The 17759-nt window shown below is 56.5% G+C and carries 15 protein-coding genes; all 15 read right to left on the reverse strand.

The window, feature by feature from the left end; all coding sequences use genetic code 11:
• Position 1: 1 nt before the first annotated feature.
• Positions 2-922 carry a D-alanine--D-alanine ligase gene (locus K2184_RS17790; RefSeq protein WP_163524555.1) on the reverse strand — a complete coding sequence of 307 codons (921 nt, stop codon included), beginning with the start codon at positions 920-922 and terminating at the stop codon, positions 2-4.
• Positions 915-2390 carry a UDP-N-acetylmuramate--L-alanine ligase gene (gene murC, locus K2184_RS17795; protein WP_004108115.1) on the reverse strand — a complete coding sequence of 492 codons (1476 nt, stop codon included), beginning with the start codon at positions 2388-2390 and terminating at the stop codon, positions 915-917. Before murC ends, K2184_RS17790 begins: the two co-directional genes overlap by 8 nt.
• A 47-nt stretch (positions 2391-2437) precedes the next feature.
• Positions 2438-3508: an undecaprenyldiphospho-muramoylpentapeptide beta-N-acetylglucosaminyltransferase gene (gene murG, locus K2184_RS17800; protein ID WP_016807523.1), complete on the reverse strand. Its 1071-nt coding sequence runs from the start codon at positions 3506-3508 to the stop codon at positions 2438-2440.
• Complete coding sequence (gene ftsW / locus K2184_RS17805) at positions 3505-4764, reverse strand: cell division protein FtsW (protein ID WP_004098587.1); 1260 nt, start codon at positions 4762-4764, stop codon at positions 3505-3507. The genes murG and ftsW overlap by 4 nt, the downstream gene beginning before the upstream one ends.
• On the reverse strand, positions 4764-6080 hold the full coding sequence (gene murD, locus K2184_RS17810; RefSeq protein ID WP_163524557.1) for a UDP-N-acetylmuramoyl-L-alanine--D-glutamate ligase: 1317 nt from the start codon (positions 6078-6080) through the stop codon (positions 4764-4766). Before murD ends, ftsW begins: the two co-directional genes overlap by 1 nt.
• 2 nt (positions 6081-6082) lie before the next feature.
• Positions 6083-7165 (reverse strand): phospho-N-acetylmuramoyl-pentapeptide-transferase, encoded by a 1083-nt coding sequence (mraY, locus tag K2184_RS17815; RefSeq protein WP_163524559.1) that lies wholly within the window; start codon positions 7163-7165, stop codon positions 6083-6085.
• Positions 7159-8517, reverse strand: a complete 1359-nt coding sequence (gene murF, locus K2184_RS17820) for a UDP-N-acetylmuramoyl-tripeptide--D-alanyl-D-alanine ligase (RefSeq protein WP_024273726.1) — start codon at positions 8515-8517, stop codon at positions 7159-7161. The genes mraY and murF overlap by 7 nt, the downstream gene beginning before the upstream one ends.
• Entirely contained in the window at positions 8514-10001 is a 1488-nt protein-coding gene (gene murE / locus K2184_RS17825; RefSeq protein WP_024273725.1) for a UDP-N-acetylmuramoyl-L-alanyl-D-glutamate--2,6-diaminopimelate ligase, read from the reverse strand. Before murE ends, murF begins: the two co-directional genes overlap by 4 nt.
• Positions 9988-11754 carry a peptidoglycan glycosyltransferase FtsI gene (locus K2184_RS17830; protein ID WP_004098582.1) on the reverse strand — a complete coding sequence of 589 codons (1767 nt, stop codon included), beginning with the start codon at positions 11752-11754 and terminating at the stop codon, positions 9988-9990. Before K2184_RS17830 ends, murE begins: the two co-directional genes overlap by 14 nt.
• Positions 11755-11769: 15 nt before the next feature.
• Entirely contained in the window at positions 11770-12135 is a 366-nt protein-coding gene (gene ftsL / locus K2184_RS17835; RefSeq protein WP_002888550.1) for a cell division protein FtsL, read from the reverse strand.
• Positions 12132-13073 carry a 16S rRNA (cytosine(1402)-N(4))-methyltransferase RsmH gene (rsmH, locus tag K2184_RS17840; RefSeq protein WP_163524561.1) on the reverse strand — a complete coding sequence of 314 codons (942 nt, stop codon included), beginning with the start codon at positions 13071-13073 and terminating at the stop codon, positions 12132-12134. Before rsmH ends, ftsL begins: the two co-directional genes overlap by 4 nt.
• 1 nt (position 13074) lies before the next feature.
• Positions 13075-13533 carry a division/cell wall cluster transcriptional repressor MraZ gene (mraZ, locus tag K2184_RS17845; protein ID WP_004108122.1) on the reverse strand — a complete coding sequence of 153 codons (459 nt, stop codon included), beginning with the start codon at positions 13531-13533 and terminating at the stop codon, positions 13075-13077.
• Positions 13534-14160: 627 nt separating this feature from the next.
• Positions 14161-15165 carry a catabolite repressor/activator gene (gene cra, locus K2184_RS17850; protein WP_004098577.1) on the reverse strand — a complete coding sequence of 335 codons (1005 nt, stop codon included), beginning with the start codon at positions 15163-15165 and terminating at the stop codon, positions 14161-14163.
• A gap of 179 nt (positions 15166-15344) precedes the next feature.
• The gene (gene ilvN, locus K2184_RS17855) at positions 15345-15836 is read right to left on the reverse strand and encodes an acetolactate synthase small subunit (protein WP_024273724.1); all 492 of its coding nucleotides are present in this window, start codon (positions 15834-15836) and stop codon (positions 15345-15347) included.
• A gap of 2 nt (positions 15837-15838) precedes the next feature.
• Entirely contained in the window at positions 15839-17563 is a 1725-nt protein-coding gene (gene ilvI / locus K2184_RS17860) for an acetolactate synthase 3 large subunit (RefSeq protein ID WP_004108124.1), read from the reverse strand.
• Between the last annotated feature and the right edge of the window lie 196 nt (positions 17564-17759).

The raw sequence follows: 17759 nt of genomic DNA on the forward strand, positions 1-17759 counted from the left end.
ATCACCCCGCCAGGTCCAGAATTCGTACAACAAGCTGCGAGAAGCTCATCCCTGCCTGACGCGCCGCCATCGGCACCAGGCTGTGGCTGGTCATGCCAGGAGAGGTGTTAGCTTCCAGCAGATAAAACTGGCCATCGCTGTCCAGCATCACGTCAATTCTTCCCCATCCCTTGCAGCCAAGGCTATCCCAGGCTTTTTGCACCAGAGCCTGGATTTCTGACTCACGCGCTGGATCTTCGAAGCCTGGGCAGAAATATTGCGTCTCATCAGAGAGATACTTTGCTTCATAATCATAGAAGGTTCCAGCCGCCTGGATACGTATTGACGGCAAAATTTCTTCTCCAACCATAGCGACGGTAAATTCCGGGCCACTGAGCCATTTTTCAATCAGAACTTCATCATCATGCTGAAAAGCCAGCGCCAATGCATTTTGTAATGCGCAACTTTCGCTGACTTTTGACATACCGACGCTGGAGCCTTCCCGGCTCGGCTTAACAATCAGCGGCAGTCCGAGGTCCAGGAGTTGCTGTTCAACGTCAGCAGAAAGCCCTGCCTCGAACTGTTTACGGGTTAGCGCAACCCACGGCGCAACCGGCAGTCCGGCGCCCTGCCACAGTAATTTGCTGCGCAGCTTATCCATTGAGATCGCTGAAGCCATCACCCCGCTACCGGTGTAGGGAAGCTGAATCAGCTCCAGCAGCCCCTGCAACGTACCATCTTCACCGCCGCGACCATGCAAGGCAATAAACGCTTTCTTAAAGCCCATATTTTTCAATTGGGTAATATCAACGTCGCGCGGGTCGACCGGGTGCGCATCAACGCCGGCTTCACGCAGGCCGGCGAGCACCGCAGAACCTGAATTGAGAGAGACTTCACGTTCAGCGGAGGTTCCGCCAAAGAGGACCGCGATTTTATCAGCCATGGCGCTCCTCCTGCGTTTTTTGCGGTTGCAATTTGATTTCCGCCAGGTGACGGGCGATTTTACCGATATTTCCAGCCCCCTGCACCAGCACCAGATCGTTGCCGGTCAATACTGATGCCAGCATCTCTGCCGCTTGCGCCGGATCGGAAACCAGAATCGGGTCGACTTTTCCGCGGCCGCGAATCGTACGGCACAGCGAGCGGCTATCAGCGCCAGGAATGGCGGCTTCGCCAGCAGAATAAACGTCCAGCATCAGCAGAGCGTCAACCTGGGTCAGTACGTTGGCAAAATCGTCATACAGATCGCGCGTACGGGTAAAACGGTGCGGCTGAAACAACATCACCAGATTTTTATCCGGCCAGCCCGCTCGCGCCGCTTTGATAGTGGCATCCACTTCCGTAGGATGGTGGCCATAATCATCGATCAGCATCGCGGTTCCCGTTTTACCGTTAACCTCAGCTAACGGATATTCGCCGAGGAAATCAAAACGACGCCCGGTACCCTGGAAACTTTCCAGCGCGCGCAGGATCGCTTCATCATCAATGCCCTCTTCCGTCGCAACGGCCACCGCTGCCGCTGCGTTAAGCGCGTTGTGGCGACCCGGTGCGTTCAGCGTCACCTGAATGACGTCTTTATCCTGACGGACCAGGCGGAAATGCCCCTGAGCGCCGACCTGACGATACTCTTCCACGCGAACGTCAGCATCATCGCTAAAACCGTAGGTGGTGAGCTGGCGACCAACGCGCGGCAGCAGCTCGCGAATCACCGGATCGTCCACGCACATCACCGCGCGTCCATAGAACGGCAGGTTATGCAGGAAGTTGATAAACGTCTGCTTCAGGTTTTCGAAGTCGCCGTGGTAGGTATCCATATGATCGGCTTCGATATTGGTCACGATAGCAACCATCGGCTGTAAATGCAGGAACGAGGCGTCGCTTTCATCCGCTTCGGCAATCAGGTAACGGCTGTGTCCAAGGCGCGCATGCACGCCAGCGGCTTTCACCAGACCACCGTTCACGAAGGTCGGATCAAGTCCAGCCTCTGCATAAATACTTGAGACCATCGCCGTAGTTGTGGTTTTGCCGTGCGTGCCGGCAATGGCAATGCCGTGGCGAAAACGCATCAGTTCCGCCAGCATTTCAGCGCGACGAATAACCGGAATACGCGCTTCGTGAGCGGCGACGATTTCCGGGTTATCCGCAGAAATCGCGCTGGAAACCACGACAACGCTCGCATCGCGCACGTTTTCAGGGCGATGATTGAAATAAATCGTGGCGCCAAGCTGAGTCAACTGTTGGGTCACCGGATTCGGCGCCAGGTCGGAGCCGCTAATCTGATAACCTTCATTGGCCAGAACTTCGGCAATACCGCCCATGCCGGCACCGCCAATGCCAACAAAGTGAATGTGCCGGACGCGACGCATCTCGGGCACTATGGAACGCAGTTTTGCCAGATCTTGTGTATTCATTCTTTACGCCATCAACTTCTTTATTCGGACGGTGATCATCACCGCGATTAGCGCGCCAGTGCTGCGGCGCTCACTTCTTCCGCTACCCGTTCGGTAGCATCCGGAATCGAGGCTCTACGCGCTCGCTCCGCCATATCCAGCAGCGTTTCGCGATCCCAGCCCGCCAGGGTTTGCGCGACGGCATCCACGGTAAACTGCGGCTGCTCGAGGATCTTCGCTGCTCCTGCCTTCTCTAACGGCAGGGCATTCCAGTACTGCTGACGATCTTTGTGCTGGAAAGGCACAAACAGCGCCGGTAAACCCGCGGCGGCAATTTCGCTCACCGTCAGCGCCCCGGAACGACACACGACAACATCGGCCCAGGCGTAAGCCGCCGCCATGTCGTCAATAAATTCGGTCACTTTGTGCTGCGGCTGCCCGGCATCGGAATAGGCCCGCTGTACGGTTCCCTGCCCACCTTTACCGCTCTGGTGCCAGATGGTGACAGTAGAGCCCAGCTTCGCCGCCACCTGAGGCATCGTCTGATTGAGCACGCGAGCGCCCTGCGAACCGCCGACGACCAATACGCGAATTGGCCCCTGACGCCCGACTAAGCGCTGTTCCGGCAGCGGGAGCGCCAGCACATCGGTGCGAACCGGGTTGCCCACAACATCGGCATGCGGGAAAGCGCCGGGGAATGCCTGCATCACTTTTTTGGCAATTTTCGCCAGCCACTTATTCGTCAGACCGGCAATTCCGTTCTGTTCATGCAGGACCACCGGGATCCCCAGCGACCATGCCGCCAGTCCGCCGGGGCCGGACACATAGCCGCCCATTCCCAGCACCACGTCCGGTTGAAAACGCTGCATAATCGCCCGCGCCTGGCGCCAGGCGTTGAATATCCTAACCGGCGCCAGCAGCTGCGCCTTCAGGCCTTTGCCGCGCAGGCCGGAAATCTGAATGAAGTCAATTTCAATGCCGTTCTTCGGCACTAAATCCGCTTCCATACGATCCGCGGTACCCAGCCAGCGAACCTGCCAGCCCTGGTCCATTAAATGGTGCGCAACCGCCAGCCCCGGGAACACGTGTCCTCCGGTACCGCCCGCCATCACCATTAACCGCTTTTCCTGACCGCTCATCGAACACCCCGTGTAAACGCCTGGGCTTTTTCCAGACGCGTTTCATAATCAATTCGTAACAGCAACATGATGGCCGTCGACATAATCAGCAGGCTCGAGCCACCGTAGCTGATCAGCGGCAGCGTCAGGCCTTTAGTTGGCAGCATTCCCGCTGCCGCGCCGACGTTAACCAGCGCCTGAAAGCTGAACCAGATCCCAATGGCGCAGGCCAGAAAACCGGAGAAACGGTGGTCAATCTCCAGCGCTTTGCGGCCAATGGACATGGCGCGAAAAGCGACGAAGAATACCATTAAAAGTGCGAGTACCACACCGATATAACCGAGTTCTTCACCGATAATGGCGAAGATGAAATCGGTGTGCGCCTCAGGCAAATATTCGAGCTTCTGGACCGAGTTACCCAGGCCCTGCCCCCACATTTCGCCGCGGCCAAAGGCCATCAGCGACTGGGTGAGCTGGTAGCCGCTGCCGAATGGATCTTCCCACGGGTTCCAGAAAGAGGTCACGCGGCGAATACGGTACGGTTCAGCCAGAATCAGCAGTACGACTGCCGAAAGCCCCATCCCGATAATCGCGATAAACTGCCACAGCTTGGCCCCCGCAAGGAACAGCATGGCCAGAGTCGTGACAAACAGCACCACGACGGTACCGAGGTCAGGCTGCGCCAGCAGTAAAATCGCCAGCACGAAAATCACGCCCATCGGCTTTAAGAAGCCGCGCAGATTGTTACGCACTTCGTCGCCTTTACGCACAAGGTAGTTGGCGATATAGCAGAACAGCGACAGCTTGGTGAACTCCGCAGGCTGGATACGCAGCGGCCCCAGCGCAATCCAGCGCGAGGCCCCGTTAACCGAGCTGCCGACCACCAGAACAATCAGCAGCATGACGATAGAAGCAATCAGCATTGCAGTACTGTGGCGCTGCCAGAACTCCATTGGCAGGCGCAGCGTCACCATCGCCAGCCCTAGCGCCAGCAGAATGTATAAGCCATCGCGCTTGGCAAACAGAAACGGATCGTTCGCCAGACGCTGGCCTACCGGCATCGACGCCGAGGTCACCATGATGAAGCCGATTGCGGCCAGGCCAAAAGTCAGCCACAGCAGCATCCGGTCATACATCACCAGGCTATCGGTATCTTTTTGCCGTGAGCCCATCACCCAGCCTTTCAGCGCGGCGAACAGCCATGCGAAAATAAACATTCCCGGCAGACGCGGCAGTCTTAGCCGTGGCATTTTCAGGCGCGGGAGTGATAAACGCATCAACCTAACTCCTTCGCGAGGCGAGCAAAGATGTCGCCGCGTTGTTCAAAGTTTTTAAACTGATCGAGGCTGGCGCACGCGGGAGACAGCAGCACCATATCGCCCGGGACAACCTGCGGCGCAATCTGGCGCATCGCCTGCTCCATCGTTTCCGTTTGCACAGCGACATCCGGGCGCAGCGCCGCCAGCTGCGCGCCGTCGCGTCCGAAGCAGTACAGGCGAATATTGTCGCCGGTCAGGTAACGGCTTAACGGCGTGAAATCAGCGGATTTCCCGTCTCCGCCCAGCAGCAGATAGAGCGTTCCATCAAGATGCAGCCCATTGAGCGCCGCTTCGGTACTGCCGACGTTGGTGGCTTTAGAATCGTTGATCCAGCGCACGCCGTTGTGCTCCAGCACCAGTTGGAAACGATGCGCCAGCCCGGTGAATGTGGTTAGCGCTTTCAGGCTGCTGGCGCGCGGCAAACCCGCGGCGTCAGCCAGGGCCAGGGCCGCAAGAGCGTTACTGTAGTTGTGCTGGCCGCTAATCATCATCTCTTTGACGTTAAGCACTTTTTCGCCTTTGACGCGCAGCCAGGTTTCGCCCTGCTGGCGGTTCAGGTGATAGTCGCCAACGTCAACGCCGAAGCTGATGCAGCGCTCGTCCGCGCCGCGTACCGGCATGGTTAACGCATCGTCGGCATTGACGATACAGGCCCGCGCATTCTCGTAAATTCGCAGTTTGGCGGCGCGGTACTGCTGAAGCCCTAGCGGATAGCGGTCCATATGATCTTCGGTGACGTTCAGGATCGTCGCCGCTACCGCCCGCAGGCTGGAGGTAGTTTCCAGCTGGAAGCTTGAAAGCTCCAGAACATAGAGTTCGCGTTCAGGATCCAGCAGCATCAGCGCCGGCAGGCCAATATTGCCCCCAACGCCAACGTTCATACCCGCTGCTTTCGCCATTTCTCCCACGAGGGAAGTCACGGTGCTTTTACCGTTAGAGCCGGTGATCGCAACGACAGGCGCCTGCGCCTCGCGGCAAAACAGTTCGATATCACCGACAATTTCCACCCCAGCATCCGCCGCGGCGCTCAGGGAAGGATGCGCCAGAGCGATACCCGGACTGGCGACAATCAGGTCTGCCGTCAACAGCCAGTCTTCATTAAGACCGCCAACATAGCGCTCAACAGCTTCCGGCAGTTTATCCAGCCCCGCCGGCGCAACGCGGGTATCCATCACCCGCGGCGTCACGCCGCGAGCCATGAAAAAGTCCACGCATGACAGGCCGGTCATACCCAGCCCAATAATGACGACTTTTTTACCCTGATAATCTGCCATGATTAACGTACCTTCAGCGTCGCCAGGCCAATCAGCACCAGCATCAGCGAAATAATCCAGAAACGCACGATAACGCGCGGTTCCGGCCAGCCTTTCAGTTCATAGTGATGGTGAATCGGCGCCATGCGGAAAATGCGCTGACCGCGCAGCTTGAAGGAACCGACCTGCAGAATCACCGAGAGCGTTTCCACCACAAATACGCCCCCCATAATCACCAGCAGGAATTCCTGGCGCAGCAGCACGGCGATAATACCCAGCGCGCCGCCGAGTGCCAGCGAACCCACATCGCCCATAAAGACCTGTGCCGGATAGGTGTTAAACCACAGGAAGCCCAGACCCGCGCCAACAATCGCCGTACAGACGATCACCAGTTCACCGGCGTGACGCAAATAAGGGATATGCAGGTAGTTGGCGAAGTTCATGTTACCGGTCGCCCAGGCCACCAGTGCGAAGCCGGCGGCAACTAATACGGTTGGCATAATCGCCAGCCCATCGAGGCCGTCAGTCAGGTTGACCGCATTACCGGTCCCAACGATAACAAAATAGGCCAGCAGGACGTAGAACAGGCCCAGCTGCGGCATCACGTCTTTAAAGAACGGCACCACCAGCTGAGTCGCCGGCGTATCTTTACCTGCCATATACAGCGCAAAGGCAACGCCCAGCGCAATCACCGACATCCAGAAGTACTTCCAGCGCGCAATCAGGCCTTTGGTATCTTTACGCACCACTTTGCGATAGTCATCGACAAAGCCGATGATGCCGTAGCCGACGAGAACCGTCAGTACGCACCAGACGTAGGGGTTGGATGGGTAAGCCCACAGCAGAACGGAGACAACAATGGCGGTCAGGATCATGATCCCGCCCATGGTTGGCGTACCGCGCTTACTAAAGTGAGATTCCGGGCCATCGTTACGTACAACCTGGCCAAAGGAGAGTTTTTGCAGACGGGCGATCATGCGCGGGCCCATCCACAGCGAGATGAACAGCGCGGTCAGCAGGCTGACAATGGCGCGAAACGTCAGGTAGGAAAAGACGTTAAAGCCTGAATAATATTTGACCAAATGTTCGGCCAGCCATACTAACATGTTCCGTTCTCCTGTAATGCGCGTACTACCACTTCCATGGCGGCACTACGTGAACCTTTCACTAAAATGGTCATAATTTTATGTTCTGCGGTAAGCTCGCGCAGGCGAGTCACCAGCGCGGCCTTCTCGCTAAAATGTTCGCCAACTCCGCTGGCGCCGCTGATTTCTGCGCTCAGCGTACCGACGCTCAGTACGCGATCGAGCCCGGCCGCTTTTGCCGCTTCGCCCACCTGACGATGGCACGCCTGGCTTTCCGCGCCGAGTTCAGCCATATCGCCGACGACCAGTACCCGATAGCCCGGCATCTCAGACAGCACCTGTACCGCGGCGGTTAGCGAGCCAACGTTGGCGTTATAGGAATCATCCAGCAGGAGCTGGCTGTCGGTCAGTTGGATCGGGAATAAACGCCCTGGTACTGCTTGCAGATCTTTCAGACCCGCTTTGATCGCCTCATGCGTCGCACCAACCGCCATTGACAGCGCCGCTGCGGCCAGCGCATTAGCGATGTTATGGCGCCCCGGGAGCGGTAGCAGGACATCAACGCTGCCCGATGGGGTTTGCAGGGTAAATTCAGTCCCATGCGACGTCACGTGTACGTTGGTTGCCGTGAAATCGCTGTTGGCGGCATTCGGCGAAAAACGCCAAGTTTTACGCTCGCCAATTACGCTTTGCCAGTTCAGCCAGTCATTATTGTCGGCGTTCATAATCGCGATGCCGTTGAGCGGCAGGCCGGTGTAAATTTCGCCTTTAGCTTTCGCCACGCCTTCCAGAGAGCCAAAACCTTCCAGGTGGGCAGCGGCCAGGTTATTCACTAACGCGGCTTCGGGGCGGGTCAGGCTAACGGTCCAGGCAATTTCGCCCTGATGATTAGCGCCTAACTCGATGACCGCGTAGTCATATTCCTGGGTGAGGCGCAGCAGCGTCATCGGCACGCCGATATCGTTGTTCAGGTTACCTGCGGTATACAGCGTATTCCCGCACTGGCTCAGAATCGCCGCGGTCATCTCTTTGACCGAGGTTTTTCCGGAAGATCCGGTCAGCGCGACTACGCGCGCCGGAACCTGCTGACGCACCCATGCGGCCAGTTCGCCAAACGCGAGGCGCGTATCCTTCACCACTACCTGCGGTAAATCGCAGGCCAGCTGACGACTGACCAGCAGCGCGCCCGCGCCGGCAGCTTTCGCCTGTTCGGCAAAATCGTGAGCATCAAAACGCTCGCCTTTTAGCGCCACGAACAGGCAGCCCGCCGTGACTTTACGGGTATCGGAGGTGACGTCATCAATCGCCACATCGCGGCCGTGCAGCTCGCCGCGCGTGATGTCGGCGAGCTGGCTGAGAGTCAAGCGAATCATGCTACCGTCCCCAGCAAACGCGCCACGGTGACGCGGTCAGAATAATCGAGCCGGCGATTGCCGACGATTTGATAGTCCTCGTGGCCTTTGCCCGCCACCAGAACGACGTCGTTTTCTTTCGCCTGCATCACTGCATTCGTCACCGCTTCCGCACGCCCCTCCACCGCTCTGGCATGGCCCGCGTCCAGCATGCCGGCCAGAATATCGTTAATAATCACCCGCGGCTCTTCAGTGCGCGGGTTGTCATCGGTGACAACCACAATATCGGCAAACTCTTCGGCGATAGCGCCCATTAGCGGACGCTTGCCTTTGTCGCGATCCCCGCCGCAGCCGAATACGCACCACAGCTTACCGCTGCAGTGCAGACGCGCCGCCTGCAGCGCCTTTTCCAGCGCATCGGGCGTGTGGGCATAATCAACGACCACGGTCGGTTTACCCGGCGCGGCGAACACTTCCATACGCCCGCATACCGGCTGCAGGCGCGCGGCGGTTTTCAGCAGATCGGCAAGCGGATAACCCAGCGCCAGCAGGGTGGCTAACGCCAGCAGCAGATTGCTGACATTAAAGGCGCCCATCAAGCGGCTTTCTATCTCGCCGTTACCCCAGCTGGAAGCAAACTGAACGGTTGCGCCGCTGTCGTGATAGTTCACTGCAGTGGCTTTGAGCCAGCGGCCACGGCAGTTCGGGTTAATGTGATCTTCCATCGATACGGCAACCGCATCCGGCAGTTTCGCCAGCCAGCGGCGACCGACTTCATCGTCCGCATTAACAATCGCCTGACCGCAATGGTGAGTTGAGTAGAGCAGCCATTTTGCCGCTTCGTAATGCTCCATATCACCGTGGTAATCAAGGTGATCGCGGCTCAGGTTGGTGAAGACCGACGCGGCAAACTGCAGCGCGGCGACGCGGTGCTGCACCAGGCCGTGAGAGGAAACTTCCATCGCGGCGAACGTTGCCCCCTGCCCTGCCAGGCCAGAAAGGACGTGCTGAACGTCAACAGCCGAACCGGTGGTGTTTTCCGTTGGGATAACTTTCCCCAGCAGGCCATTGCCTACGGTTCCCATTACCGCACTGGTTTCGCCAAGCAGCTGCGCCCATTGCGCCAGCAGTTGCGTCGTGGTGGTCTTACCGTTAGTTCCGGTGACGCCCACCAGGCGCAGTTGTTCTGAAGGCTGATGGTAAAAACGCCCGGCCAGCGCGGATAAGCGCTCGTTGAGTTGGCTGAGATAGATAACCGGCACCCCGTGCATTTCACGGATCTCGCCGTCATGGGCCTCATCTTTGGCCTCAGCAATAATGGCAGCAACACCTTGCGCTATCGCCTGCGGGATATAACGACGCCCGTCCGCCTGATGACCTAAAACCGCGACAAAAAGATCGCCAGAAGCAGCCACCCGGCTGTCCAGCGTCATTTCTCGCAGAATTCGCTCCGGCGCATTTGGCACCCACGGAGCGAGAAGGTCGCGCAAATTACGATCTGCCACCTGTTCCCTCGCCTTGATTAATCACTAATTCACTTTTTTCAGCCGTTGCCAGCGCATCCGGTTCAATGTTCATGGTACGCAGCACGCCGCCCATGATGGCACCGAAGACCGGCGCGGAAACGGCGCCGCCGTAGTATTTGCCCGCCTGCGGATCGTTGATCACCACCACCAGCGCAAAGCGCGGATGGCTGGCGGGCGCAACGCCTGCGGTGTAAGCAATATATTTGTTGATGTAGCGGCCATCCGGCCCTACTTTTTTCGCCGTACCGGTTTTAATGGCGATGCGATAGCCTTTGATCGCCGCCTTTACGCCGCCGCCGCCGGGCAACGCCACGCTTTCCATCATGTGAACAACGGTACGAACGAGTGATTCCGGGAAGACGCGCTCGCCCGGAACCGGTGGATCAACTTTGGTAATCGACAGCGGGCGATAGATGCCGTAGCTGCCGATCGTTGCGTAGACTCGCGCTAACTGTAACGGCGTTACCATTAGCCCATAGCCGAAAGAAAAGGTGGCCCTCTCTATGTCAGACCACCGTTGTTTTTGAGGGTATAAGCCACTGCGTTCTCCGACCAACCCCAAATTGGTCGCTTTTCCAAGCCCAAAACGTGAGTAAGTATCTACTAACGCTGAGGACGGCATCGCTAACGCCAGCTTAGAAACACCGACGTTACTCGACTTCTGTAGCACCCCGGTCAGGGTCAATTCGCTGTAGCGCGCCACGTCTTTGATTTCGTGGCCGTTAATTCGGTAAGGAATGGTATTCAGCACGGTATTTTCGTTAACAATGCCGCGCTGAAGGGCCGTCATCACCACCATCGGCTTCACCGTTGAACCCGGCTCAAACACGTCGGTAATGGCGCGGTTACGCATGGTATCTTTAGACGTGCCAGCGAAATTATTCGGGTTGTACGAAGGACTGTTAGCCATTGCCAGCACTTCGCCGGTGTTGACGTCGACCAGAACCGCTGTGCCTGACTCCGCCTTGTTGAACGCCACTGCATTGTTCAGTTCGCGATAAACCAGCGCCTGGAGGCGTTCATCGATGCTCAGCGCCAGGTTATGCGCGGCCTGGCTATCGGTGGACGAAATATCTTCTATTACCCGGCCATAGCGGTCTTTACGTACGATACGCTCGCCGGGCTGGCCGGTGAGCCACTTATCGAAGCTCTTCTCAACGCCCTCAATCCCCTGGCTATCAACGTTAGTGAAGCCAATGAGGTGAGCGGTTACTTCGCCCGACGGATAGTAGCGGCGGGACTCTTCCCGCAGGTGAATCCCCGGCAGCTTCAATTTACGGATGTAGTCGGCCATATCAGGGTTCACCTGACGCGCCAGGTAGATGAAACGCATCCGTGGGTTGGTATTGATGCGCGATGCCAGCTGATCCAGCGGCATATTCAGCGCATCGGCCAGCGCCTTCCAGCGGTTGTCCAGGGTGACGCCGCCCGCTTCATGCAGCTCTTTCGGGTCAGCCCAGATCGCTTTTACCGGTACGCTCACCGCCAGCGGACGGCCGGAACGATCGGTTATCATTCCGCGCGCGGTAGAAACTTCCTGCACGCGCAGAGAACGCATATCGCCCTGGCGTACCAGCATGTCCGGGCTAATCACCTGTAGCCAGGCCACGCGGCCCAGCAGGAAGCCCAGCGCCAGCAGAATACAGCCGCACAGCAACGCAAAACGCCAACTGATAAAGTTGGCCTGTTCTTCCTGACGTTTTGCTTTTGGCGTTTTCGGCGCTGCTTTCATGCGTCGCAATAATCCTTATTTCTGTACAACGATATTTTCTTGTGATGGATCGACGTGCTGCATCTGCAGCTTCTCGGTCGCGATCCGCTCAACCCGACTGTGATCGCCGAGAGCATTTTCTTCGAGGATCAGGTTGCGCCATTCAATATCCAGCGCGTCGCGTTCCAGAACCAGTTGTTCGCGCTGCGCCGTTAAGAGGCGAGTATGGTGCGCCGTTGTCACCACCGTAATCGCCGTAATAATGATGCAAATGAACAGGCAGAGTGGCAGCTTCCCGAACCGCAGAAGGTCGTCTCCGATCACGCCAGGCAAAGCATGGCGCTCGTTGCTTCCTATCGACCCTTTAACCTTGCTTAGGGCTTCTGTCACTCTGCCGATCATGCGTTCGTCCTCTCTGCAATACGCAGAACTGAACTACGGGCACGAGGATTTTCAGCTACCTCTTTTTCACCCGGCATCAACTTGCCTAATGCTCTTAGCTCACGGCCGCCCAGTTTTTTAAGCTGCTCTTCGGTCATCGGTAACCCAGCCGGAACCTGCGGACCGCGGCTTTGCTCGCGCATAAAACGCTTCACAATACGGTCTTCCAGCGAGTGGAAACTAATAATTGAGAGCCGCCCGCCCGGGGCAAGCACGCTGAGCGAGCTTTTTAGCGCCTGCTCTATCTCCTCCAGTTCACTGTTTACCCAAATGCGCACCGCCTGGAAGGTACGGGTCGCGGGATGTTTGAATTTGTCTTTCACCGGCGTTGCCGCCGCAACGACCTCCGCCAGCTCTTTGGTGCGCGTCATCGGTTCGATGCGGTTACGTACGACGATGGCGCGGGCAATACGTTTACCAAAACGCTCTTCACCAAAAGTTTTGATGACCCAGGCGATATCGGCTTCGTCGGCGGTTTGTAGCCATTCAGCGGCAGATTGGCCGCGCGTCGGATCCATACGCATATCCAGCGGGCCATCACGCATAAAAGAAAAGCCGCGTTCAGCGTCATCCAGCTGCGGCGAGGAGACGCCAAGATCGAGCAAAATACCGTCGATCTTGCCGGTCAGGTTGCGCTCGCCTACATAGTCGGCCAGCTGAGAAAATGGACCATGAACGATGGAAAAGCGGGGATCATCGATAGTTTTCGCGACGGCGATAGCCTGTGGGTCACGATCTATCGCCAGCAGGCGTCCCTCCGCTCCCAGTTGGGAGAGGATCAGACGCGAGTGACCGCCGCGGCCGAAGGTACCATCAATGTAGATACCGTCAGGACGAATATTCAGGCCGTTAACGGCTTCATCCAGAAGTACCGTAGTGTGTTTATAATTTTCCATCATTTTACAAAGACAAATCCTGCAGGCGCTCCGACAGTTCCCCGGAAGCGGACTGCTCAGCGTCGATATCTTCCTTGACCCGTTGATACCAGGTCGTTTCATCCCACAGCTCAAACTTATTGAACTGCCCGACCAGCATCACTTCTTTTGTCAGCCCGGCATGTTGCCGCAGCACCGGGGCTATTAATAGCCTCCCGGCGCTATCCATCTGACATTCGCTGGCATGTCCCAAAAGCAAACGCTGTACGCGCCGCTCGGTGGGGTTCATGCTCGATAAACGCGATAATTTTTGCTCGATGATTTCCCACTCAGGCAAAGGGTAAAGCAGCAGGCATGGGTGATGGATGTCAATGGTGCACACCAATTGACCGGAAGCGTCCTCGATCAGCCCGTCGCGGTAGCGCGTCGGCACGGCCAAACGGCCTTTACTGTCGAGATTGACTAACGTTGCCCCACGGAACATGCCAGCCTCACCCCTTTTCGCCACTTTACCCCACAAATTCCCACAAGAAGGAGTTTACGGAGCGGAGGAAAAGCTTGTCAAGCCAGCACGAATGCCAACAGAGCTCAAAAACCCATTATTTACAGCCGATATTCGCCCTGAGGAAAAATCAACCAACAAACGAGGCAAATTAACGTTATGAATATCGGTAAGAAAACAACCAACAAACTTGTAACAGTTAAAAGCAGCAAAATATCTTCTGAGGGAAAATATAAAGTGTCAGTTTGCGACGCGAGCGGCATTTTAGGCCATTCTGATGACCGTTAACAGCACCAGTTTTCATTGGGGAGGCTCTCTTACTGCGGGGTACAGCGCTTTTGGCGAGCATAAGCGTGAGGAAATGAGTGTTAATTCAGCAACTCATCCGCCGAATGTAACAAAATAATACAAATAAATACGCTAATCCTTTTATCGGTTAATTAAACCGCTAAATAAATGGCGCTAAGAATAGAATTAAAAGAGATGTCAGGAAGATTAAGGATTTGTCTGAAAGATCCTTAACCCTGCAATTTTTACGTCATTTATCCAGATTATCGCCAGACGCGTCTCCGTCTGGCGAATTTGCTACGAATAATCCTGGTATTGCGCTCAGCGACGGTTCAGGCTGCCGCGACGATAAAGGTTGCGCCGTATGCGGCTTAAACCCGGTTTGGGCTTCCGCGGTTCATCAAGGCTGGCGAGCACGATCTCCAGCACGCGTTCCGCGACATCGCGGTGGCGCTGAGCCACGGCCAAAACGGGGCACTGGAGGAAATCCAGCAGCTCGTTATCGCCAAAAGTGGCAATGGCCAGTTCAGAAGGCAGCTTCCCTTCCCGGCGCAGCGTGACGTCCATCACCCCCTGCAGTAACGGAAATGAAGTTGTAAATAGCGCCTGAGGCATCGGATGAGTTTCCAGCCACTTTTCGAAAAGCTGGGCCGCGGCTTCTCGCTCATAGCTATTTGCATAGAGGAAATGTACCTCTCGGGGATCGTCCTTCCACGCCGTACGGAATCCCTGCTCGCGCAGGAAGCTCACGGAAAGCTCCGGCAAAGCGCCGAGATACAGCACCGTTTCAGCGGGAAACTTACGCAGCTCCGCACCAAGCATTTCGGCATCATCCTGATCGGCGCCAACTACGCTGGTGAAGTGTTCTCGATCGAGAGCGCGGTCGAGGGCGACAATCGGGAAAGGATCGTTAGCCCAGCGCTGATAGAACGGATGTTCAGGCGGTAATGAGGTGGAAACGATAATCGCGTCGACCTGTCGCTGCAGCAGATGCTCAATACAGCGCATTTCGTTATCCGGCTGATCCTCGGAGCAAGCGATCAATAGCTGATAGCCGCGCTGGCGCGCCTGACGCTCCAGGTAATTAGCGATGCGCGTATAGCTGGTGTTTTCCAGGTCCGGGATAACCAAACCGATAGAACGCGTACGTCCTGCACGCAAGCCTGCAGCAACCGCGTTGGGGTGATAGTTGTGCTCACGAACGACCGCCATCACCTTCTCAACAGTTTTATCGCTAACGCGATACTGCTTCGCTTTACCATTAATCACATAGCTAGCGGTCGTTCGCGAGACGCCGGCCAGCCGGGCGATTTCATCCAGTTTCACAATTGCCCCTTGGGTAATAAGTACAGAACATAACCATTCTTCAGGTACGAGCTCGTTTTTATAACATCTAAGCGCAGAAAAGTAAGCGCAGCAACCGCTTTAGTCCACAGTTCCCACCGAATTCGCAAAAAAATAGCCCGGCACGCTGTGTCGGGCTATTTTTACGTCAGTTTCAGGGCTCAACGCATGATTTTGTCACCGCGAGATAAACCAACCACGCCCGAGCGGGCGACTTCAACAATTCGCGCCACGTCGCGCAGAGAAGCCAAAAACGCATCCAGCTTGTCGCTGGTTCCCGCCAGTTGAACAGTATAGATAGACGGCGTGACATCGATAATTTGCCCGCGGAAGATTTCCGTATTGCGTTTCACCTCATCGCGTCCATAGCCGCTCGCCTGCACTTTCACCAGCATAATTTCACGCTCTACGTGCGCGCATTGCCCAAGCTCGTTAACGCGCAGAACGTCGACCAGCTTATGCAGCTGCTTTTCGATCTGCTCAATGGCTTTCTCATCACCAACGGTTTGAATCGTCATGCGGGAGAGCGTCGGATCGTCCGTCGGCGCTACCGTCAGACTTTCAATATTATAACCACGCTGGGAAAAGAGGCCGATCACGCGGGATAAAGCACCCGATTCGTTCTCCAGTAATACTGATAATATCCGGCGCATAATCAGGTCCTCTCCGTTTTGCTCAGCCACATCTCGTCCATACCGCCGCCGCGGATCTGCATAGGGTATACATGCTCACTGCCATCAACCGTCACATCGACAAAAACCAGTCGATTGTTACGCACCTGCGCCAGCGCCTCAGCGAGTTTCGCTTCCAGTTCCTGCGGGTCGCTAATACGAATGCCCACATGGCCATAGGCTTCCGCTACGCGGGCAAAATCAGGCAGTGACTCCATATAGGATTGCGAATGGCGGCCCGAATAGAGCATATCCTGCCACTGCTTCACCATCCCGAGGTAGCGGTTATTCAGGTTCAGCACCAGCACCGGCAGCTCGTACTGCAGCGCGGTGGAGAGCTCCTGGATATTCATCTGGATACTGCCATCGCCGGTGACGCAAATGACCGTCTCTTCCGGCAGCGCCATCTTCACGCCAAGCGCAGCAGGAAGGCCGAACCCCATGGTTCCCAGACCACCCGAGTTGATCCAGCGCCGCGGTTTATCGAAAGGATAATAGAGAGCGGCGAACATCTGATGCTGACCGACGTCGGACGTTACGTACGCATCGCCGTTAGTCAGCCGCCAGATCGTTTCAATAACCGCCTGCGGTTTAATCTTGCCGCTTTGCGTGTCGTATTGCAGGCAGTGACGCGCGCGCCACTGTTCAATTTGCTGCCACCAGTCGCGAATTTCATCGAGTGGCTGCTGTGTCTCCTCGTGTTCGAGCAGCTCCAGCATCTGTTCCAGCACCAGGCGAGCGTCACCCACAATAGGCACGTCGGCAGGAACGGTTTTGGATATCGAAGTCGGATCGATATCAATATGCAGCACCGTAGCGTTCGGACAGTAGCGGGCCAGGTTATTCGTCGTACGATCGTCAAAGCGCACGCCAACGGCGAAAATCACGTCGGAATTGTGCATGGTCATATTGGCTTCATAGGTCCCATGCATGCCCAGCATCCCTAATGCCTGCTGGTGCGACGCAGGGAAAGCGCCCAGCCCCATCAGCGATGAAGCTACCGGTAACTTCAGTTTCTCAACCAGCGCGTACAGCTGCGGTTCACATTGCGCATTGATCGCCCCGCCCCCTACATAAACGACCGGTTTTTTTGCCGCTATCAGCGTCTGCAGCGCTCGCTTAATCTGCCCTTTATGACCGGACGTCGTCGGATTATAAGAACGCATGCTAACCGTATCCGGCCAGCTGTAGGGCAGTTTTTTAGCCGGGTTGAGAATATCTTTCGGTAAATCCACGACGACCGGACCAGGGCGCCCGCTGGCGGCCAGCCAAAACGCTTTTTTCAGTACGCCGGGAATATCTTCGGTTTGCTTAACCAGAAAGCTGTGCTTTACCACCGGTCGGGAGATGCCAACCATGTCGCACTCCTGGAAAGCATCGTAACCGATTAAGGAGGTCGCGACCTGGCCGGAAAGAATCACCAGCGGGATGGAATCCATATAAGCCGTCGCAATGCCGGTGATGGCGTTGGTCGCCCCCGGGCCCGAGGTCACCAGTACCACTCCGACTTCGCCCGTTGCGCGAGCAAGACCATCCGCCATATGAACGGCCGCTTGCTCATGACGGACCAGAACGTGATCGATTCCGCCAAGGGTGTGTAACGCATCATAGATATCGAGGACCGCGCCCCCGGGATAACCGAACACCTGCTTGACGCCCTGATCGACCAGCGACTGGACGACCATTTCGGCTCCTGACAACATCTCCATGGTTTGCCTCCCGGCTTATTGTTTTTAACGACAGCGGAATCCGATTTCCGCGCGCTCGCACAAGACGAAGCGCAATAGCTTCGCATTGAGATGAATAGACTGCATGCCGTTACCATAACTGCTCGCTTACGGGCAGGCAATTGGCGAGCGTCGGCGCTTGACCGGCATTAAAAGAATAAAAGAAAGATTCGCAGGT

This window comes from Klebsiella sp. K5-306, from assembly GCF_051835185.1.
In the GTDB taxonomy this organism is placed as follows: Bacteria; Pseudomonadota; Gammaproteobacteria; order Enterobacterales; family Enterobacteriaceae; genus Klebsiella; species Klebsiella oxytoca.